The 18,897-nt window shown below is 71.8% G+C and carries 25 protein-coding genes and 1 pseudogene; 11 read left to right on the top strand and 15 right to left on the bottom strand.

Going from position 1 to position 18,897, the window contains the following annotated elements:
* Positions 1–110 precede the first annotated feature (110 nt).
* From HNP44_RS14160 to HNP44_RS14150, 3 genes are read right to left on the bottom strand one after another with little or no spacing between them, the layout of a single operon-like run.
* On the bottom strand, positions 111–422 hold the full coding sequence (locus tag HNP44_RS14160) for a DUF3349 domain-containing protein (protein WP_259141095.1): 312 nt from the start codon (positions 420–422) through the stop codon (positions 111–113).
* 10 nt (positions 423–432) lie between these two features.
* Positions 433–735, bottom strand: a complete 303-nt coding sequence (locus HNP44_RS14155; protein WP_259141094.1) for a hypothetical protein — start codon at positions 733–735, stop codon at positions 433–435.
* A 12-nt stretch (positions 736–747) separates the two neighbouring features.
* Positions 748–1,995, bottom strand: a complete 1,248-nt coding sequence (locus HNP44_RS14150; protein ID WP_259141093.1) for an inorganic phosphate transporter — start codon at positions 1,993–1,995, stop codon at positions 748–750.
* A 207-nt stretch (positions 1,996–2,202) separates the two neighbouring features.
* On the opposite strand from HNP44_RS14150, the gene HNP44_RS14145 reads away from it, so the two are divergent.
* Together HNP44_RS14145 and HNP44_RS14140 are read left to right on the top strand one after the other, a co-directional pair.
* Positions 2,203–3,342 carry a BTAD domain-containing putative transcriptional regulator gene (locus tag HNP44_RS14145; protein WP_259141092.1) on the top strand — a complete coding sequence of 380 codons (1,140 nt, stop codon included), beginning with the start codon at positions 2,203–2,205 and terminating at the stop codon, positions 3,340–3,342.
* Positions 3,343–3,425: 83 nt separating this feature from the next.
* A complete protein-coding gene (locus HNP44_RS14140) occupies positions 3,426–3,770 on the top strand; it encodes a VOC family protein (protein ID WP_259141091.1) in 345 nt (114 codons plus the stop codon).
* Between the two features lie 10 nt (positions 3,771–3,780).
* Here the strand turns inward: HNP44_RS14140 and HNP44_RS14135 are convergent, their stop codons facing one another.
* The 7 genes and pseudogenes from HNP44_RS14135 to HNP44_RS14105 all read right to left on the bottom strand — a co-directional run bounded on the left by HNP44_RS14135 (position 3,781) and on the right by HNP44_RS14105 (position 7,402).
* Entirely contained in the window at positions 3,781–4,242 is a 462-nt protein-coding gene (locus tag HNP44_RS14135; RefSeq protein WP_259141090.1) for a hypothetical protein, read from the bottom strand.
* Between the two features lie 39 nt (positions 4,243–4,281).
* Positions 4,282–4,725, bottom strand: coding sequence for a hypothetical protein (locus tag HNP44_RS14130; RefSeq protein ID WP_259141089.1), 444 nt, complete (start codon positions 4,723–4,725; stop codon positions 4,282–4,284).
* 177 nt (positions 4,726–4,902) lie between these two features.
* Complete coding sequence (locus tag HNP44_RS14125) at positions 4,903–5,088, bottom strand: hypothetical protein (RefSeq protein WP_259141192.1); 186 nt, start codon at positions 5,086–5,088, stop codon at positions 4,903–4,905.
* Positions 5,089–5,162: 74 nt separating this feature from the next.
* A pseudogene (locus HNP44_RS14120) lies at positions 5,163–5,351 on the bottom strand (SRPBCC family protein); the annotation flags it as partial.
* Between the two features lie 31 nt (positions 5,352–5,382).
* On the bottom strand, positions 5,383–5,802 hold the full coding sequence (locus HNP44_RS14115; RefSeq protein WP_259141088.1) for an HIT family protein: 420 nt from the start codon (positions 5,800–5,802) through the stop codon (positions 5,383–5,385).
* The gene (locus HNP44_RS14110; protein WP_259141087.1) at positions 5,799–6,476 is read right to left on the bottom strand and encodes a hypothetical protein; all 678 of its coding nucleotides are present in this window, start codon (positions 6,474–6,476) and stop codon (positions 5,799–5,801) included. Before HNP44_RS14110 ends, HNP44_RS14115 begins: the two co-directional genes overlap by 4 nt.
* Entirely contained in the window at positions 6,476–7,402 is a 927-nt protein-coding gene (locus HNP44_RS14105; RefSeq protein ID WP_259141086.1) for a 1,4-dihydroxy-2-naphthoyl-CoA synthase, read from the bottom strand. Before HNP44_RS14105 ends, HNP44_RS14110 begins: the two co-directional genes overlap by 1 nt.
* Positions 7,403–7,426: 24 nt before the next feature.
* Between HNP44_RS14105 and HNP44_RS14100 the strand changes: the two genes are divergently transcribed.
* Positions 7,427–8,401 (top strand): o-succinylbenzoate synthase, encoded by a 975-nt coding sequence (locus HNP44_RS14100; RefSeq protein ID WP_259141085.1) that lies wholly within the window; start codon positions 7,427–7,429, stop codon positions 8,399–8,401.
* On the opposite strand, the gene HNP44_RS14095 is transcribed toward HNP44_RS14100, so the two are convergent.
* The gene (locus HNP44_RS14095; protein WP_259141084.1) at positions 8,402–8,866 is read right to left on the bottom strand and encodes a hypothetical protein; all 465 of its coding nucleotides are present in this window, start codon (positions 8,864–8,866) and stop codon (positions 8,402–8,404) included.
* A gap of 97 nt (positions 8,867–8,963) precedes the next feature.
* Here HNP44_RS14095 and HNP44_RS14090 point away from each other — a divergent pair, with 97 nt between their 5' ends.
* Positions 8,964–9,440: a hypothetical protein gene (locus HNP44_RS14090; RefSeq protein WP_259141082.1), complete on the top strand. Its 477-nt coding sequence runs from the start codon at positions 8,964–8,966 to the stop codon at positions 9,438–9,440.
* Positions 9,441–9,461: 21 nt separating this feature from the next.
* On the opposite strand, the gene HNP44_RS14085 is transcribed toward HNP44_RS14090, so the two are convergent.
* A complete protein-coding gene (locus HNP44_RS14085) occupies positions 9,462–10,106 on the bottom strand; it encodes a TetR/AcrR family transcriptional regulator (protein ID WP_259141080.1) in 645 nt (214 codons plus the stop codon).
* A 108-nt stretch (positions 10,107–10,214) separates the two neighbouring features.
* Between HNP44_RS14085 and HNP44_RS14080 the strand changes: the two genes are divergently transcribed.
* Positions 10,215–11,651 (top strand): amidase, encoded by a 1,437-nt coding sequence (locus HNP44_RS14080; RefSeq protein WP_259141078.1) that lies wholly within the window; start codon positions 10,215–10,217, stop codon positions 11,649–11,651.
* A gap of 6 nt (positions 11,652–11,657) precedes the next feature.
* Here the strand turns inward: HNP44_RS14080 and HNP44_RS14075 are convergent, their stop codons facing one another.
* Entirely contained in the window at positions 11,658–11,834 is a 177-nt protein-coding gene (locus HNP44_RS14075; RefSeq protein ID WP_259141076.1) for a hypothetical protein, read from the bottom strand.
* Between the two features lie 241 nt (positions 11,835–12,075).
* Here HNP44_RS14075 and HNP44_RS14070 point away from each other — a divergent pair, with 241 nt between their 5' ends.
* Both HNP44_RS14070 and HNP44_RS14065 read left to right on the top strand, forming a co-directional pair.
* Positions 12,076–12,468 (top strand): DUF302 domain-containing protein, encoded by a 393-nt coding sequence (locus HNP44_RS14070; RefSeq protein ID WP_259141074.1) that lies wholly within the window; start codon positions 12,076–12,078, stop codon positions 12,466–12,468.
* Positions 12,465–12,725 (top strand): metal-sensitive transcriptional regulator, encoded by a 261-nt coding sequence (locus tag HNP44_RS14065; protein WP_259141073.1) that lies wholly within the window; start codon positions 12,465–12,467, stop codon positions 12,723–12,725. Before HNP44_RS14070 ends, HNP44_RS14065 begins: the two co-directional genes overlap by 4 nt.
* Here the strand turns inward: HNP44_RS14065 and HNP44_RS14060 are convergent.
* Positions 12,722–13,990: a saccharopine dehydrogenase family protein gene (locus tag HNP44_RS14060; RefSeq protein ID WP_259141071.1), complete on the bottom strand. Its 1,269-nt coding sequence runs from the start codon at positions 13,988–13,990 to the stop codon at positions 12,722–12,724. The two genes, HNP44_RS14065 and HNP44_RS14060, sit on opposite strands and share 4 nt — an antisense overlap.
* Positions 13,987–15,072 (bottom strand): AbrB family transcriptional regulator, encoded by a 1,086-nt coding sequence (locus HNP44_RS14055; protein WP_259141070.1) that lies wholly within the window; start codon positions 15,070–15,072, stop codon positions 13,987–13,989. Before HNP44_RS14055 ends, HNP44_RS14060 begins: the two co-directional genes overlap by 4 nt.
* Before the next feature lie 74 nt (positions 15,073–15,146).
* Between HNP44_RS14055 and HNP44_RS14050 the strand changes: the two genes are divergently transcribed.
* From HNP44_RS14050 to HNP44_RS14035, 4 genes are read left to right on the top strand one after another with little or no spacing between them, the layout of a single operon-like run.
* Positions 15,147–15,560 (top strand): MarR family transcriptional regulator, encoded by a 414-nt coding sequence (locus tag HNP44_RS14050; RefSeq protein ID WP_259141068.1) that lies wholly within the window; start codon positions 15,147–15,149, stop codon positions 15,558–15,560.
* Between the two features lie 21 nt (positions 15,561–15,581).
* A complete protein-coding gene (menD, locus tag HNP44_RS14045; protein WP_259141067.1) occupies positions 15,582–17,258 on the top strand; it encodes a 2-succinyl-5-enolpyruvyl-6-hydroxy-3-cyclohexene-1-carboxylic-acid synthase in 1,677 nt (558 codons plus the stop codon).
* Positions 17,255–17,707, top strand: coding sequence for a DUF3592 domain-containing protein (locus HNP44_RS14040; RefSeq protein WP_224647600.1), 453 nt, complete (start codon positions 17,255–17,257; stop codon positions 17,705–17,707). The genes menD and HNP44_RS14040 overlap by 4 nt, the downstream gene beginning before the upstream one ends.
* Before the next feature lie 38 nt (positions 17,708–17,745).
* Complete coding sequence (locus HNP44_RS14035; protein WP_259141066.1) at positions 17,746–18,897, top strand: glycosyltransferase family 4 protein; 1,152 nt, start codon at positions 17,746–17,748, stop codon at positions 18,895–18,897.

Raw genomic sequence — 18,897 nt, 5'->3', positions numbered from 1 at the left:
CCGTGCGCCCGCGGGCGCTCTTCGCCGTCCCTACGAGAACGGCCCCCTATCCTGACATCAGGATAGGGGGCCGTCATCGTTACCGGAACGGCAGCTTTGCGAACTGAAAATCAGCCGGCGAACCCGGTGAGCGGCCACCCGCCCGCGGCGAGCTTCGACGCCACCTGGTGCAGCTCGTCGGGGCTCGGCTCCGTCTGCGTGACCTTGGTGATCGCCGACTCGATCTCCACGCGGTGCACCTCGTCGGGGCGCGCGGCGAGAATACGGCCGATCACGGCGTCGACCTCGGTCTCGGTGAGGGAACGCTTGAGCAGCGCGAGCAGCGGGAAGTAGTCCTTCGGCGGCACGCCCTCGGGGTAGCCGGCGCGCAGCCAGTCGAGGACCTGCTGGAGGACGCTGTCCTGGGTGTTCTCGGTGGTCATGTGCCCGCCCCTACTTCTTCTTCTCGAACCACGGGTAGATGTTGTCGAACGTGAGCTCGTACTTGAAGCCCGAGGCCACGATCATCGAGACACCGAGCACGACGGCGACGATGACGATGAGGAAGGCGATCGCGGCGAGCGCGTTGCCCATCGGATTGGGCTTGTGGACGGTGCCGTCCTCCCGCTCGTGGCCGTTGCCGATCGCGAGGCCGCGGACACCCACGGCGAAGAGGGCGGGCAGACCGGCGCCGAGGATGAGGCCCACGAGGAGGACCTTCCACACAGCGTCGAGGGCGAGGGAAATCGTATGCATTCTCTGGTCCCCTTAGACCTTGGCCTCGGTGGGCGCGACCGCGTTGGTCTCGTCGTCCCACTCGGCGTTGACGTTGTTGGAGTCGACCTTCTGCTGCTGGGCGCGCCAGTACATGTAGCCCGACAGCGCGCAGAGGATGGCGAAGGCAACGATCGGACCGGCCAGGGTCGGGATCTTCGCGGCCACGAAATACATGACCGCACCGACGAGCGCGGCGGCCGGCAGGGTGATCACCCAGGCGGCGACCATGCGCAGCGCGACGTTCCAGCGGACCTGGGCGCCCGGCTTGCCGACACCCGAGCCGAGGATCGAGCCGGTGGCGACGTGCGTGGTCGAGAGCGCGAAGCCGAGGTGGCTCGACACGAGGATGATCGTGGCCGACGAGGCCTCGGCCGCCATGCCCTGCGGGGAGCTGATCTCGATCAGGCCCTTGCCCAGGGTGCGGATGATGCGCCAGCCGCCGAGGAAGGTGCCCAGCGCGATCGCGGCGGCGGCGGAGAACTTCACCCACAGCGGGACGCCGTGCGTGTTGTCCCAGAACAGGAGGCTGTCGCTGCTGCCGGGGTTGCCCTGGCTGTAACCGATGAGCGCGAGGGTGATGACGCCCATGGTCTTCTGCGCGTCGTTCGTGCCGTGCGCCAGCGAGACGAGCGAAGCGGTGCCGATCTGGCCCCAGCGGAAGCCCTCCTCGGTGAACCGCTCTGCGACACCGGCGACGATCTTGAACACCAGGAACGTGCCGACCGCGGCGACGATGCCCGCGACGACCGGAGCGAACAGCGCCGGCAGGACGACCTTGCCGATGACACCGTCGAGCTTGGTGGTGCCGTTCCAGACGACGCCGCTGACGCCGAGGGCGGCGATCGAGGCGCCGATCATGCCGCCGAACAGCGCATGCGAGCTGGAGCTGGGCAGGCCCAGCAGCCAGGTCAGCAGGTTCCAGATGATGCCGCCGATGAGGCCGGCGAGCACGATGATCAGCAGCGCGCGGCCGCCGTTCTCGATGAGCTCGGGCTTCGGCGAGCCGTCCTTGTTCTGGATCTTGATCACCGCGTTGGTCACGGTGAGAGCGACCTCGACGGACAGGAAGGCGCCCACCAGGTTGAGGATCGCCGAGAGGCTGACTGCCGTCTTCGGCTTCAGGGCGCCGGTCGCGATGGACGTGGCCATCGCATTTCCCGTGTCATGGAAGCCATTGGTGAAGTCGAAGGCGAGGGCCGTCACGATCACCAACAGCAGGATGATGAGTTCGCTGTTCATGGTGAAAATAGTGAGGCCGAGAGGCTCGTTCCGCCAAACGGGTGAGACGGGCTCGACATCCTCCTGACCTGCAGGTTCGTGTTCGTCCGGCGAGCGTTCACCAGATGTTCATTCAGCACGCTCTCAGAATATCCGGGGCGTGTCCGTTTTGTGCGGATCTTGTGGTCTGTCGCGGGGCGACTGACGGCCCGTGACTACTATTTGCGCATGGCGACTTTGGATATCCGCGTGTTGGGCCAGGTTTCGCTCTCCGTGGACGGCGCGCCGAACGAGGTATCGGGCGTGAAACCGCGGTCTGTGCTCGCGCTGCTGGTGATGAACCGCGGCCGCGCTGTCACCGTCGACTCGCTCAGCGAGCAGGTGTGGGACGGCAACCCGCCCGCCTCCGCGCGCGCCAGCCTGCAGGTCTTCGTCAGCGGACTGCGCAAGGCGCTCCGCGGTCCGGGCGCCGGCTCGGGCCTCGACGGTCTGCTCGTCACCTCCGGCTCCACCTACCGTCTCGACTTGGAGCCGGACCAGTCCGACATCGGCCGGTTCGACTCGGCCCGGCGCCGCGGCGCCGAGCTGGCCGCTGCCGGCCGCTACGACCGGGCTTCACTGGCCTTCGCCTCCGCGCTCTCGGAGTTCCGCGGCGACGCGGTCGCCGACCTGCGGGGCCTGCAGTTCGCCGACAATTTCGCCATCGGCATGGCCGAGGAGCGCGCCGCCGTGCAGTCCGCGATGTACGACGCGGAGATCGCCGCCGGCCGCGCCGGGTCGGTCATCGGCGAGCTGCGCCGCCTCGTCTCCGAGCACCCGCTGCAGGAGCCGCTATGGGGCCAGCTCATCACCGCGCTCTACGTCACCGGGCGCCAGGCGGATGCCCTTGAAGCCGCGCGGGACCTGCGCCGCACCCTCGCCGACGAGCTGGGTGCCGATCCGACGCCGGCGCTCGTCGAACTGGAGGGAAAGGTGCTGCGGCAGGAGCAGCTGGCCTTCACCGTCGCGCGACCGGCCGCGCAGCCGGGGGACGGGCGGGCTTTCGAGAAGACCGAGACGGACGTGACCATCGACGGCGCCGGCCCGCGCGGCACGCTGACCGCCGAGGACGGTACGGAGTACCCGGTGCACGGGGAGGTCCGCCTCGGCCGCCTCCCCGACAACGACATCAGCATCGACGACACCAAGGTCTCCCGCGAGCACGCCGTGATCACCGGTTCCGTCAGCGGCTTCGCCGTGCGCGACCTGCAGTCCTCCAACGGCACCTACGTCGGGGAGCGCCGCGTCGCCGGCCAGCTTCCGCTGTCCGACGGTGACGAGCTCACCCTGGGCCGCACCACCTTCCGCTTCCACGTGGTCGAGGAGTAGCCGCTTCTTCGGTGCGAAACTGCGATCGGACATCTGCGTGTCGTCGCAGGGATGCACCGAAGGTTCGGCGCTACCGTGGGCGGATGATCAACGGGGCGCACATCATCCACTACTCCGCCGACGCGGACGCCGATCGTGCGTTCCTGCGCGACGTCCTCGGCGTCGAGGGTGTCGACGCCGGCCAGGGCTGGCTGATCCTGCCGCTGCCCGCGTCGGAGGTCGCCGTCCATCCCACGGACGGCCCGCCCAAGCAGGAGCTGTACCTGATGTGCGACGACGTCGAGGCGGAGGTCGCGTCGCTGCGGGCGAAGGGTGTCGAGGCCGCGCCCATCACCGATCAGGGATGGGGCCTGCTCACGTCGCTGGCGCTCCCCGGCGGCGGCGCGATCGGGCTGTACCAACCGCGGCACCAGCGCGCGCACGGCTGACTCGCGTCCGCTAGGAGGCGTCGATCGCCGCGACGGTGGCGGCCAGCGCGCGCCACCGTCGATGCCGGTGCCGGAACATCGCGCGCACGAACAGACCCGTGAGCAGACCCTGGATTCCGTCCTCGATCTCGATCTCGTCGGTGTAGCGGCACCGGCCCGGCCCGAGCGGCTCGAAGGTCAGGCGATGGTTCCACACGTGCACCGGGCCGCCCCGCTCGTTGGTGTAGATCTCGAGCTCGTCGAGCCGCTGCACGGTGATCTCGTGCGTCCAGCTGGGGAGGACGCCCAGCCAGCGCACGCGGCCGCGCGCGGAGAAGCCCGTCTCCACCGGGACGCCCGCGGGCGGAGCGCCGGCCATATCGAAGGACAGCACGGGCGCCAGGACGAAGAGCATCACCTCGGGCGTCGCCGCCATCGTCCGTGCGCGGGCGGCGGGCAGCGGTAGCTCTGTGCTAATGGAAATGATTCCCATATTTCGACGCTACCCTGTGTCGAGACGTGCGGGAAGGGGTCAGGCGGAGTAGTGCCCGACCGCCTTCCCGACGGTGCCCGGCCCGCCGACGGTGAAGGTGACCTTCTTCTCGCCGATCAGCGTGGTGAAGGAACCGTCGGGTCGCGCCTTGACCTCACCGCCGTAGCGCTTGCCGTCGTTCCACCAGCTCAGGGTGCGCGTCGCGATCTGTGCGCGGGTCCCGGGGTTGTCGATGCACGGCGCGGTCGGGCCGCCGAGCGCGCCCTTGATGCAGTCCGGGCGCACGGTGATCCAGCCCTTCGCGTCGACGGTCCCGGTGTAGTGCACGGTGGGGAAGGGCATCGGGTCGGCGAAGCCGGGGGTGGTGACCCAGCCGTCGAACCGGACGACGGTGTCGGCGTTCGCGGCGGCGGGCAGCGCTCCCAGGGCGAGTGCGGCGCAGGTGCCGGCGGCCAGGGCGATGCGGGTGGTGCGTGCGGTCATGTGATCAGTGCTCCTTGGTGTCGAAGGTGCGTCGTCTCTGACACCGGGACTATCGCGAGGGCCGATCGAATTCGTTACCGAAGGCATCGACATGGTGGTGGCGGCCGTGCGTCGCCCGCCCGCCCGGACGGAGGTGTGTGCGATTGTGCGCGCTCAGCGGTCACGATCACACGCACGTCAGGCGCGCGGACCGTCGTCGACGAGGAGCCGGCTCAAGAGGTCGAGGTCCTTCGTCATCGCGGACCGCATCGCGCGCGCCATGACGGGAGCGGCGACCCGCGCGAAACCGCTGGGGGTGCCGCGGTTCCGCAGCCGCATGAGGGTGCCGCCGGGCGCCGTCTCCCAGGTGTAGGTGGTCTCCATCGGGAAGGGCCGTCGGCGGTGCGCATCACCATCCGCTCGCCCGTGACGAGCTCGGTCACCTCGTAGGTGTAGGCCAGCGGGCGCCCCAGGAACCGCGCCTCGAAGTCCATCCGCGATCCGAGCCGCACCGGGGGCTCCGTCCGCCAGGCGACGGACCGGATGTTGGCGTACCACCGCGGGGCGTTCGACGGGTCGCCCGCGAACTCCGCGACCCGCTCGCACGCAACGGGAATCACGCGCTCGGCCACCACATCGACGTCCATGCGAGCACGATACGCGGGTGAGTGTGCGGTGTCAGTCCGGCAGGGCGTCGCGCAGGAGGGCGGCGGCACCGTCGGACGTGCGCGGCTTGCGGCGGAGGAACCGCCTGAGCACGGCGCGCTTGTCGCCCGCGAACCGCGGGATCACGTGCAGGTGCACGTGATCGACGGTCTGGAAGGCGGCGCGGCCGTCGTTGACGACGAGGTTCACGGCGTCGGCCCGGAGCCCACCGTCGCGCGCGGCCCGGGCCAGGCGGTGCCCGAGCGCGAACATCCGTGCGCCGTCTTCGGCGGGGAGGTCGGCGAGGCGCGCCGCGTGCCGCTTCGGGACCACCAGGGTGTGGCCCTCGCTCATGGGCCGGACGTCGAGGAAGGCGATCACCTCGTCCGTCTCGGTGACGACCGCCGCGGGCGCCTCACCCGCGACGATCGCGCAGAACACGCATGTACTCACGCGGGGTTCATCGGTGCGTAGGTGATGGCCAGGTCGCACGGGTGAACGCCCCACGATAGCAGCGCGTCCGCAGCGAGGATCCCGATGACCGAGACGGTGTCCTCCGTGAGAGGGGCGGACAACGTCTGTCCGGGTTGCTCTCCCACCTCGGGCCAGAACTCGCTCCCGCTCACCGCGGGCGCCGTTTCGACGACCGATCGGGCCTCCCCGTCCTCGACGAGTGCCGTTGCGAGGCAGTACGGCTCGACGGGTGGATCCCAGCCGCCCAGCTCGACGACCATGGCCTCCCCGCGTTGGATCGCGTGCAGGGCGATCCGGCTCAGCGTGGCCCGCAGCTCGTCCCAGAGGTCCTCCTGGGGGAGGTCCGCCGGCTCCAGGTCGACGACGAAGCCCTCCGCGGAGTAGCCCTGATCGTTGGTGCTCAGGAGATTCCGCGCCTGGATGAGCAACTGGCCGTTCGCCGCGTCGAGGAACGCAGCCTCCCGGTAGCGGTGCGGCGCGGTGGCGGTCCTCGCGATGGACCCGGTGCCGAGCCTGCTGAGGAGGGCGTCGTAGTCCCTGACTCGCCAGGTCGACGGCCGGTCGGTCCACAGCCGGACCACGCCCGCCAGCGGTAGCCCGAGCACGGCGGTCGTCAGTTGAGAGCCGGCCGGGATCGGCGGACGGTCGGTCATCAGTAGTAGTACGGGAAGGGGGACCAGTCGGGGGCACGCTTCTCCAGGAAGGAGTCGCGGCCCTCGACGGCCTCGTCGGTCATATATGCGAGACGTGTTGCCTCGCCGGCGAAGAGCTGCTGCCCGACCAGCCCGTCGTCGGGAAGATTGAAGGCGTACTTGAGCATCCGCTGCGCCTGCGGGCTCTTGCCGAGGATCTTCGCGGTCCACTCGAGCGCGACGTTCTCGAGTTCGTCGTGGTCGACGACGCGGTTCACGGCGCCCATGCGGTGCATGTCCTCGGCGCTGTAGACGTCGCCGAGGAAGAAGATCTCGCGTGCGAACTTGTTGCCCACCTGCTTGGCGAGGTAGGCGCTGCCGTAGCCGGCGTCGAAGCTGCCCACGTCGGCGTCGGTCTGCTTGAACTTCGCGTGCTCGCGGCTGGCCAGGGTGAGGTCGCAGGTGACGTGCAGCGAGTGGCCGCCGCCCGCGGCCCAGCCGTTGACCAGCGCGATGACGACCTTCGGCATGAACCGGATGAGGCGCTGCACCTCGAGGATGTGCAGGCGGCCGCCCTCGGCCTTGACGCGGGCCTCGTCGACACCGTCGGCGGTCGCGGCCTCGACGTCGGCGTCGTGGCTGGTGGCGTACTGGTAGCCACTGCGGCCTCGGATGCGCTGGTCGCCGCCCGAGCAGAACGACCACACGCCGTCCTTCGGAGCCGGCCCGTTGCCGGTGAGGAGCACCGCGCCCACGTCGGCGGACCGTCGTGCGTGGTCCAGCGCGCGGTACAGCTCGTCGACGGTGTGGGGGCGGAAGGCGTTGCGCACCTCCGGCCGGTCGAAGGCGACGCGGACGGTGCCCTGCGTGATGTGCCGGTGGTACGTGATGTCGGTGAGGTCCTCGAATCCGGGGACCGGCTGCCACAGCTCGGGGTTGAAAGTCACGCAGCCGACTCTACTGTTGGGGTCGTGGTGGACGTCGACGAACTGGTGGCCGCGGCGCGCGTGGTGCGCCTGCCGATGCGGGTGCGGTTTCGCGGGATCACGGCGCGCGAGGCCGTCGTCTTCGAGGGGCCGGCCGGCTGGGGCGAGTTCGGCCCCTTCCCCGAGTACGACGATGCCGAGGCCGCGCACTGGTTGCGGGCCGGGATCGAGGCGGCGTACGAGGGCTTCCCGGCGCCGCTGCGCGAGGTGGTTCCGGTGAACGCGACCGTGCCCGCCGTCGACGCGAGCCGAGTGCCCGACGTTCTCGTCCGGTTCCCCGGCTGCCGGGTCGCGAAGGTGAAGGTGGCCGAGGCCGGCCAGACGCTCGGGGAGGACCTGGCGCGGGTGGCGGCCGTGCGGGAGGCGATGCCCGACGGGGCGATCCGCGTCGACGCGAACGGCGGCTGGACCGTCGACCAGGCCGAGCGGGCGATCGCCCGGCTGCTCGACGGCGGACCGCTGGATTACACCGAACAGCCCTGCGCGACGGTCGAGGAGCTGGCCGAGGTGCGCCGCCGGCTGGACGGCGCCTGCGACATCGCCGCCGACGAATCCATCCGCCGCGCCGACGATCCGATGCGGGTGGCGGAGCTCGGCGCCGCCGACGTCGCGGTGGTCAAGGTGGCGCCGCTGGGCGGGGTCCGGGCTGTGCTGGACGTGGCCGCCGCGCTGAAAGCCGCTGCGGGCGTGCGAGTGACGGTCTCTTCCGCGCTGGACACCGCCGTCGGATTGTCCGCCGGGATAGCGGCTGCGGCGTGCGTCCCCGACGGCAACGCCGCGGGCCTCGGCACCGGTGGCTTCTTCACTGCCGACCTCGGCGAGCACCCGCTCCTCGACGGTGCGCTGCGGGTGCGGACGGTGGTGCCGACCGAGGTGGAACTGGCGGCCGTCGAGGTGACGGGGGAACGCCGGGACTGGTGGCTGGACCGCCTCCGACGGTGCCGTGCGCTGCTGCAGTAGCTACTTCCACGGGGCGTAGGCCCAGCCCAGCAGCCTGGAGTTGGGTGCGATGTCGGGCTCCGGGATGATCTGGATCTGCGAGCCGTCGCCCCAGCCGTTGGACAGCCCCTGGACGCCGCCGCTGAGATACGTGCCGTTCCCGAGGGAGATGTCCACGTGGTAGCCGTAGTCGCTCTGCGAGAAGACGAGCGCGCCGCGCGGCGCGGGGAGCGAGGCGTGGCCGAGGCCCTTGGCCGCCAGCGCCTCGTAGAATGAGCGCGCGTGGTCGCGCGGGATGCCGGTCGCGGTGGTCTTGCCGTAGGCGAAGTCGACGAAGTCCTCGCAGCCGTACTCGCCGAAGGTGTCGGTGCCCACCAGCGTCATGCCGCGTGCGATGGCCGCCTCGACGTCGGCGGCCTGCACCGGAGGGGCGCTCATCAGCGCAAGCGTCAGTGCGGACAGGACGGCCACCAGTGTGCGTCTCATCGTTTCTTTGTAGTCCTACGCATGCCGGCGCCGCGGGATTTCTCGGCCGGAGTCCACTGGGAGTTTCCTGTCGGTGGCGGGCGCTAGGGTGCGGGCCATGGAGAATCTGATGACCGAGCTCGGCGCCGCGATGACGGGGGAGCCGGCCGAGCAGAAGCAGAAGCTCGAGGCCACGTGGGCGCGGATCGCGCCGGGCGATCATCCGGCGCGGTGCATCGCCGCGCACTACATCGCGGACGTGCAGGAGGAACTGGACGCCGAGGTGGAGTGGGACGAGGTCGCGCTCGCGGAGTCGGCGCACGTCTCGGACGCGGAGCTGCAGGCTATCCACCCGTCGCTGAGCGTCGCCGGGTTCATGCCGTCGCTGCACCTCAACCTGGCCGAGGGGTACCGCCGCCAGGGTCGTTTCACCGATGCGGCGGATCGGCTGCAGACCAGCCGGGAGTTCGACTTCGCGCTGGACTCCGCGATCGACCCCGCCTATGCGTCGGGGATCAGGGAGGCGCAGGAGCGGATGGCCGCCCGCATCGCCGCGGGCGACAGCTCGGGCACGCCGGTGCCCGAGCCCAGCTAGCCGGTCCGGGCTCGGGCCGACCTAGCCCCGGCCCGACGAGTCGGGCCGGCCACGCAGCGCGCGGGCGGCGTCCTCGTGGCCCTGCTCGAACAGCGCGCCGATCAGCATCGTGCGCAGCGCGCGCATCTTGACGGCGATGTCGGCGGTCTCGGGCAGCGCGGAGTCGAGCACCGTGAAACCGTTGATGAGCGCGACCACGCCCCGCGCGGTCTCCGGATCGATCTCGGTGCCGGCCAGCGCGGCGGCGCCCTGCGCCACCCCGTCGGCGGCGCGCAGGTAGTCCTCGACCAGCACGCGCGAAGCCGGGTCGCGCGCCGCGCGCAGGTACGCCTCGATGAGCGCGAGGGACTCGTTGCCGCGTGCCTCGGACGACGCGGCGAACGCCGCGATCACTTCGTCGGGGCTCGCGGAGGTGTTCGCGAGGAGCGCCGCCAGGACGTCGAGCCGCTCGAATTCCTCCGCCACGAAGGTGCGCATCGCCTCGTGTGTGAGGTCGTCGATCGACGCGAAGAAGTACCCGATCGTCGTGGTGGGCAGACCCGCGCGGGCGGTCACGGCGCGGTGGGTCACTGACGCGTAGCCGGATTCGCCGACCGTCTCGACCGTCGCCTCGAGGAGCGCGCGCTTGCGTTCGAGCGTGCTCCGCCGGTGTTTGCGCTCCTCCACGCCCCGCAGTCTAGGCTGCGAGCGAAGTCTGTACAAAGTTCCAGACTCGGGCTATCGTCCAATTCGGTAAGTTTGTACAAACTCGGCATCAACGCCGGAGGAGCAGTCATGACCACGGAGATCACGAAGGTCGGCACGCGGGCGAACGCGTTCACCGACGACGTCCTCGGCACCCTCGACGCCACCGGCGTCGCCGAGGCGATCGCGGCCGGCACGATCGGCATCGCCGAGGCCGCCGCCGCCGCGACGGCGCGGATCCGCACCGTCGACCCTGCGACGCGGGCGGTGCGCTGGTGGCTGCCCGAGGGCGGCACCGGGCCGCAGGCCCCGGTGGACGCGGCGTTCTACGGCGTCCCGTCGGCGATCAAGGAGAACACCGCCTTCGCGGGCCTGCCCACCACGATGGGCTCGGCGGCCCTGCCCGCGACGCCCGCGAAGCGCTCGGGGCCGGTGGGGGAGCAGTTCGCCGCGACCGGCGTGAACGTGCTGGCCTCGACGGTGATGCCGGAGTTCGGCATGACCGCGAGCGCCGAGTTCGCCGACCGTGCGCCCGCCCGCAACCCCTGGAACACCGACTACACCGTGGGCGGCTCGTCGTCGGGCTCCGCGGCGCTCGTGGCCTCCGGCGCGCTACCGATCGCGCACGGGAACGACGGCGGCGGCTCGATCCGGATTCCCGCGGCGCTGAACGGCCTCGTCGGGCTCAAGGGCACGCGCGGCCGGCTCGCCGAACTGCCCGCGCTCGCGGTACTGCCGGTGAACGTGGTGTGCGAGGGCGTGCTCACGCGCACCGTCCGCGACACCGCGCGGTACTTCGCCGCGGCCGAACGGCACCGCCGGAATCCCGCGCTGCCGCCCGTCGGGCACGTGCGTGGGCCGGGCCGGCGTCGCCGGATCGGGCTGGTCACCGAGTCGGTCACCGCGTTCGGCATCGCGGCGGAGTGCCTCGCGCCGGTCCGGACCCTGGCCGACGAGCTGACGGATCAAGGGCACGAGATCGTCGAGCTGAGCATGGCGGACCTGCGGATCGACGGCGGCTTCGTCGACGACTTCCTGCACTACTGGGGGCTGCTCGCGGGCCTCGAGGTCGCCGTCACGGCGGTCGAGGCGCGCGGCCGCAGCTCCTTCCGCGCGCTGGATCCCGTGACCCGCAGCCTGCTGCGGTCCGGGCTGCGCGGCGCACCGTCGATCCCGGGGGCTATCGCGCGGTTGCGTGCCGTGACCGGGAACTACGAGCGGATGTTCGTGGAGCGCGGTGTGGACGCGATGTTCTCGCCGACGATGACGAGCACCACCCCGCGGATCGGCCACCTCGACCCGGCGCTGCCCTTCGACGAGTTCATGTCCCGCACCATCGCGATGGTGGGCATCACCCCGCTGAACAACGTCTCGGGCGGCCCGGCGATCTCCGTGCCGTGCGGGTTCGACGGTGCCGGGCTCCCGCTGGGTGCCCAGTTCGCGGGTCCCGCGGGCACCGAGGCGGCGCTGCTCGAACTGGCCTACGAGGTGGAGGAGCTGCGCCCCTTCGCACGCATCGACGGCTAGCGCCGGCTAGCGGCGGAACCAGCCGCGCTTGGCGGGCTGCTCGGCGCCCCACGAGGCGGACGGGGCGGCGTGACCGTCGCACCAGTCCTCGGGCCGGACAGTGGCGCGGACGGCGTCGACGTGGGAGCCGCAGCCGGTCCAGGTGGTCTTGCCGCACACGCGGCAGGTGATCGCACTGCACATGGGCCGGACCTTACGCGTTCGCGCTGGCGCAGAAGCCGCGGAAGGTCTCGAAGGCCCGCGCGCCGTGGATCGTCGCGGGCCTGCCGTGCATGAGGACGGTGACGCTGATGCTCATATCGGTCCTTCCAGTAACCCCCTAGGGGGATGTTCGTCACGAACCTAGCATCCCCCCTGGGGGATATGTCACGATGGGTACCACGGCGGCGGCGATGCCCGCCTCGGCGACGGAAGGAACGGACCCATGGCGGAATTCACGATGAGCGCAGCGATCGACGCTCCCTACGGCGAGGCGGTGACGCGCGTGCGCGAGGGCCTCGCGGCGGCCGGCTTCGGCGTGCTGACGGAGATCGACCTCAAGGCCACGCTCAAGGCGAAGCTCGACGTCGACGTGCCGCCGAAGGTGATCCTCGGCGCCTGCCGGCCGCAACTGGCGCACGAGGCGCTCGGCATCGATTCGCGCGTGGCTGCGCTGCTGCCGTGCAACGTCGTGGTCTCTGCTGACGGCACGGGCGCGCTCGTCGAGGTGATGGATCCGAACGTGATGCCCGAATTCACCGGCACCGCAGCGCTGTCCGGCGTCGCCGCGGACGCGCGCGAGCGACTCGCCGGCATGCTGGACGGGCTCCGCGCATGAAGCTCCCCGAGGAGGGCGCCAAGCCCATCGTGACGCGGCTCAAGCGGGCCCACGGCCACCTCGCGACCGTGATCCGCATGCTCGAGGAGGGGGAGGAGTGCGAGGAAGTACTGACGCAGCTCGCCGCGGTGAACAAGGCACTCGGGCGTAGCGGCTACGCCCTCGTCGCCACCGGCCTGCAGCACTGCATCGCCACCGAAGGGCCGGAGAACGTCGACCAGAAGAAGCTGGAGAAGCTCTTCCTCGCGCTCGCCTAGGCGGTGAGCTCCTCGACGGTGACGGTGAAGCCCTGCGCGCGCAGGCGATCCGCGAGCACATCGCCGAGCGCGACGGCCGGAGTGAGGACGCCCGCGCGGTCGGGGAGCGTCGCGCCGCCGCGAGCGGTGTCGCCGTCGAGGGCCAGCGCCAGGCTGGACTCGCCCAGCATGACGGCGGTGCCGCTGTAGCCGGGGTCGAGCTTGGCGCCGATGGTCGATCGGTAGCGGCGGCCGCTCGTCGTCCGGGTGTAGACGTCGGCGATGAACGAGCCCTTGGCCTGGGAGGACTCGCTCGGGCCCTCACCGGGCGACGGGAGGATCCGGTCGAGCACGGGGCGCAGCGGCTTGATCGCGAGCGCCGCCATGCCCACCGCGAGGGCGCCCTGCACGGCGCGGGCGGCCACCGTCGAGACGATGGGCGGGCCGGGCACGGCCATCGTCTCCCGGTAGCTGAAGTCGGGGCCGTAGGCGAAGTCGAGTAGTCCGTTCGAGCGGCGCACGACGCGGGTGTTGTAGCTGGCCATGAAGAACGGCGCGAGCTTGCCGCTCAGCGACGGGTCGACGGTCTTCGCGTCGACGACGGACAGGTCGCCGGGCTGCTTCGGGGTCTCGCGGGTGTGGTCGACGCTCAGCGAGTGCGGCCGGCCGGCGACGCGGCGGGCGTCCCTGTCGGCGCTGACCTCGTCGGCGAGGCCGATCGCGGAGGCGATGGTGCCGCCGCTCGCGCCGCCGCGGATCGAGCGGATCACCAGCGTCGTGGAGCCGAGCGTGCCGGCACCGTCGGCCTGGGCCTTCTCGTAGACGAGGAACGTGCCGAGGTCCGACGGGATGGAGTCGAAACCGCAGGAGTGCACGATCTTCGTGCCGTTCGCGGCGGCCTGCTCCTGGAACTTGTCGATCGAGCGGCGCGCGAAGAGCACCTCGCCGGTGAGGTCGGTGTAGTGCGTGCCGGCGTTGACGCAGGCGCCGACGACCGTCTCGCCGTACAGCGCGTAGGGGCCGACGGTGCTGCACAGGACCGTCGTGCGGGCGACCATCGCGTCGAGCGTGGAGGGCTTGTCGACGTCGGCGACGACGACGCCCCAGTCCTTCGCCCGCTCGCCCAGCTCGGCGCGGACCTTCTCCAGCTTGGCCTGCGTGCGGCCGGCCAGGGCGATGCGCACGCCGTCGGGCGCGTGCTGAGCGAGGTGGCGCGCCGTCAGGACGCCGACGAAGCCGGTCGCGCCGAAGACGATGAGGTCGAATTCCCGGGTACCCGCAGTCATGCCGCGATGTTAGCAGTGTTCGCACGGTCGCGCTCGCGCGTCGCGCGCCACTTCTGGAAGGCGCGGGCCGCGGCGGGCGCGAGGAAGAGCATGAGCAGCACACGGATGAGCTGCGCGGCGACGACGAAGGTGATGTCGACGTTCGACGACGCGGCCACCGCGAGCACCGCGTAGATGCCGCCCGGCGTCGTCGCGAGGTAGCCGTCGAGCGCGGAGGCGCCCGTCATCGCGGACAGCGCGAAGCCCAGCCCCGCGCAGCCGATCCCGACGCCGACGATGAGCAGCACCGCCCAGGGCAGGAGTCGCGTCATCGACCGCAGGGACTCGCGGGTGAAGCCCACGCCCGCCTGCCAGCCGATCACCAGGTAGCCCGCGGCGACCAGGACCCACGGCACCGTCGCGCTCGCGGCGACGCCCGACAGCGATAGCGCGGCGGAGGCGACCAGCGGACCGAGGAGGCCGCCGGCGGGCAGCCGCGTCGCCAGCCCGAGCGCCAGGCCGCCGCCCACGCACAGCGCGGTGAAGCCGAGGTCGAACCACCAAGCGCGCTCGGGGCCGGATGCGACTGACGAGGAACCCGGGGTGTGCGGATACAACGCCGCGACCAGCGGCAGCGAGACCGTCACCAGCCCGACGCGCAGGTACTGGACGACCGCGACCACCTTCTCGTCGCCGCCGAGCTCCCGCGCGATCGCGACCAGCCCCGACGCGCCGCCCGCGACCAGCGCGAGCGAGCCGGTGATCGAGTCCGTGTCGCGGTGCCGGCCCAGCAGCGCCCCGGCGCCGACGGAGAGCAGCAGCGTCGCGAACCCGACGAGCAGCGCCGCCGGCCACCGCGAGCCCAGTGCCGCGACGGTGTGCGCCTGCATGAGCGTGCCGATGTACGCGCCGAGGACGCCCTGCGCGCCCACCTGCACCGGCCGCGGGATCGGCCCCGGCGCGCGGCCCGCGAGTGCCGCGACCACCGCGCACACGAGCGCGGCGAACAGGGGTGCGCTCGGCACACCGGCCGCGATCAACGCGGACGAGAGGACGCAGGAGGCGACGATCAGGCCCGTCCATCTCGTCAGCTCACTTCGCATGACTACAAGTATCTGCTTGTGGAACTCGTCGCGCAACTCGCGAAATGAGCAAAAGTATGAAGTAAACTCTTTCTATGTCCGATGTCAGCGACCTCCGCTACGGCGTGCACTCCCTGAGCCGCGAGATCCGTGCCCACCGCCGGCCCGGTCCGCTCACCGAGACCCAGTACCTGATCCTCGGCAGTCTCGACCGCGGCGGACCGGCCACGCCGGCCGGACTCGGCGAGGCGCACCATGTCCGCGCGCAGACCCTCACCCCCGCGCTCAACGCCCTCGCCGACGCCGGCCTGGTGCGCCGACGCCGGGACGAGGCGGACCGTCGGCGGCAGTACGTCGAGCTGACCGACGCGGGCCGCACCGTGATCGAGGAGGACCGGGAGATTCGCAACGCCTGGCTCCAGTCGGCCATGGCTGAACGGCTCACCGGCCTCGAACGGGACCTGCTCCTCCTGGCCGGTCCGGTCCTGGCGAAGCTGGCCGACGGGTGACGCGGTCGTAAGGTGGTCCGCATGCAGAAGCCGCCGAACCCGTCCACGCTCCAGGCGCGCGTGATCGTGGACGAGCTGGTGCGCGGCGGCGTCACCGACGTGGTGCTGTGCCCCGGCTCGCGCAACGCGCCGCTCGCCTTCGCCGTCCACGCGGCGGACAAGCGCGGTGAGCTGCGGCTGCACGTGCGCATCGACGAGCGCACCGCCGGCTTTCTCGCGGTCGGTCTCGCTGCGGCCGCGCGGCGTCCCGTCGCGATCATCATGACCTCCGGCACCGCCGTTGCGAACCTCGCGCCCGCCGTTTACGAGGCCAACTACGCCCGCGTCCCGCTGCTGGTGATCAGCGCGAACCGGCCCTACGAGCTGCTCGGCTCCGGCGCCAACCAGACCGTCGAGCAGTTCGGCATCTTCGGCACCCAGGTCCGCGCGTCGCTGTCGCTCGGTCTCGCCGAACCCGGCCTCGATCGCAACTCGCAGTGGCGCAGCGCCGTCTGCCGCGCGCTCTCTGCCGCGCGCGGCGCCCGCACCGGCAACGCCGGCCCCGTCCAGTTCGACATCCCGCTGCGCGAGCCCCTCGTCCCCGACGACCCGTCGCCCGAGTTCGCGCACGGCCGGCCCGACGGGGGCCCGTGGACCGTCGCGCCCGTCGCCACCCTCGACGTACCGCTGCCGATCGACCTGACCCCCGACACCGTCGTCATCTCCGGGCACGGCGCGGGGCAGAACCCCGCGCTCGCCGGGCTGCCCACAGTCGCCGAGCCGACGGCGCCGTCGCCGGAGAACGCGCTGCACCCGTGGGCCTTGCCGGCCCTCAAGCCGCGGCAGGCCATCATCTGCGGCCGCCCGACCCTGCACCGCGAGGTGAGCGCCCTGCTCGCCGATCCGGAGGTCACCGTCTACGCCGTGACGACGGGGCCGCGCTGGCCCGACGTCTCCGGCAACGTCGCCGCGACGGGCACCCGGGTCCTGCCCGTCGGCGAGCCCGACGCGGCCTGGCTGCGGCGCTGCGCCGACGCCGACGCCGCCGCGCGGGAGGCCGTCGCGGAGGGACTCGACGCCGAGCCCGTCACGGGCCTGCATGTGGCCCGCGCCGTCTGCGCGGCCCTGCGCACCGGCGACCAGCTGGTGGTCGGGGCGTCCAACCCCGTCCGCGACGTCGCCCTCGCCGGCGATGTCCCGCCCGGCGTCCGCGTGCTGTCCAACCGCGGCGTCGCGGGCATCGACGGCACGGTCAGCACCGCCGTCGGCGCCGCGCTCGCCCACCCGGACCGGCGCACCGTCGCGCTGATGGGCGACCTGACCTTCGTGCACGACGCCTCCGGCCTGCTCATCGGCCCTGAGGAGCCCCGGCCGGCCAACCTCACGATCGTCGTCGCCAACGACAACGGGGGCGGCATCTTCAACCTGCTCGAGCAGGGGGAGGAGCGGTACTCCGGTGCGGAGTACGACGGTGCCGCCGCCCGCGTCTTCGGCACGCCGCACGGCACCGACATCGGCTCCCTCTGCGCCGCCTACGGCGTCGAGTACGTACGTGCCGAGCTGGACGACCTCGCCGACGCGACCCGCGCCGACGGCCTGCGCGTGGTCGAGGTGCGCACCGAGCGCACCGGCCTGCGCGCGCTGCACGCCGGGATGCGGGCGCGGATCAGCGTCGCGGCGTCGAGCGCCGCCGGACCGACCGCGGGGGAGGGCGTGTGAGCCGCACCGCGCTGCGCCGCGTGCAGATCGTCCTGCTGAGCGCGGCGATCCTCATCACCGGGCTCTGTGTGGTGCTGGTCGCGGCCGCCTGGCGTGACGACCGCACCATCGACGCCGACCGCGGCACGGCGACCGCCGAGGTGCTCTCCGCCGGGCCCCGCCGCTCGACGATCAGCTTCTACACGACCGACGGCGTCAACCACAATCCTCCGCTCGGCGTCCTGTATCCCAGCGAGCTGAACGTCGGCGACCGCATCCAGGTCGAGTACAGCCGCTCCGATCCGGAGCTGGTGCGCGTCGCCGGACGGTCCGCCGCCGTCGCGGTGTTGCCCGCCGCGTCCGTCGCCGCCGGGACGTGGCTGGTGGTGGGGGCGATCATGCTGCTCATCGCCGCCGGCTACCACCGGGGTGAGAGTTCACCTGACGTTCCGCGCACCGTCGACCGGTAGGGAACCTCACGGTCACCGCCCCGGGGGACACTGCTGACGTGCGTATCGCGATCGTGGCCGAGTCCTTCCTGCCGAACGTCAACGGGGTCACCAACTCGGTGCTCCGGGTCCTCGAGCACTGCCGCCGCACGGGCGCCGAGGCGATCGTCATCGCACCCGATGCGGTCGCGGGCGAGGAACCGGCGCCGACGCAGCACCTCGGGTTCCCCGTGTACCGGGTGCCCGCGCGGATGCTGCCGAAGATCTCCTCGCTGCCGATCGGGCAGCCGAACATGCTCATCGTCGATGTGCTGCGCGACTTCCGGCCCGACGTGGTGCACCTCGCCTCGCCCTACTTCCTGGGTGCGGGCGGCCTCGCCGCGGCGAAGCGGCTCGGCATCCCGACCGTCGCGATCTTCCAGACCGACGTCGCCGGGTTCGCCGGCTCCTACGGCCTCGGCCCGCTGGAGCGGGCCGCCTGGTGGTGGACCCGGCAGATGCACAAGCAGTGCGACCTCACCCTCGCGCCGTCCTCGGCGTCCGTCGCCGACCTCGAGGCGCACCGCGTCCCCCGGGTGAAGACCTGGGCGCGCGGCGTCGACGCGGAGCGCTTCGCCCCCTCGCACCGCTCTGCCGCGTTGCGGTCCGCCTGGCTGGGGGAGCGTCCGGACCGGCTGGTGGTCGGCTTCGTCGGGCGGCTCGCCGCGGAGAAGCACGTCGAGCGGCTCGCCGGGCTCGCGCACCGCGACGACGTGCAGCTGGTCATCGTCGGCGACGGACCCGAGCGCGCCCGGCTGGAGAAACTGCTGCCGCACGCGGTCTTCACCGGCCAGCTCGGCGGCGCGGACCTCGGCGCCGCCTACGCCTCGCTCGACGTCTTCGTGCACGCCGGCGAGCACGAGACCTTCTGTCAGGCCGTGCAGGAGGCGCTCGCGTCGGGTGTCCCGTCGATCGCGCCCGACCAGGGCGGGCCGCGCGACCTCGTCGCGCACTGCCGCAACGGCTACCTGCTGCCGACCGCGGAGTTCGCCGAGCTGCTGCCCGGCGTCATCGACACCCTGGCCGATCCCGCGCTGCGCGCCCGGTTCGGCGAGGCCGCCCGCAAGTCCGTTCTGGCACGCACCTGGCCAGCCCTCTGTGACCAGCTGTTCGGGCACTACGAGAGCGTGATCGCCGGACCTTCTGAGATCTCCGTGGGCCGGGCCGTCTGA

The sequence above is a fragment of the Tsukamurella ocularis genome, from assembly GCF_024807615.1.
In the GTDB taxonomy this organism is placed as follows: domain Bacteria; phylum Actinomycetota; class Actinomycetes; order Mycobacteriales; family Mycobacteriaceae; genus Tsukamurella; species Tsukamurella ocularis.
This window is presented reverse-complemented; position numbering and strand designations above follow the sequence as displayed.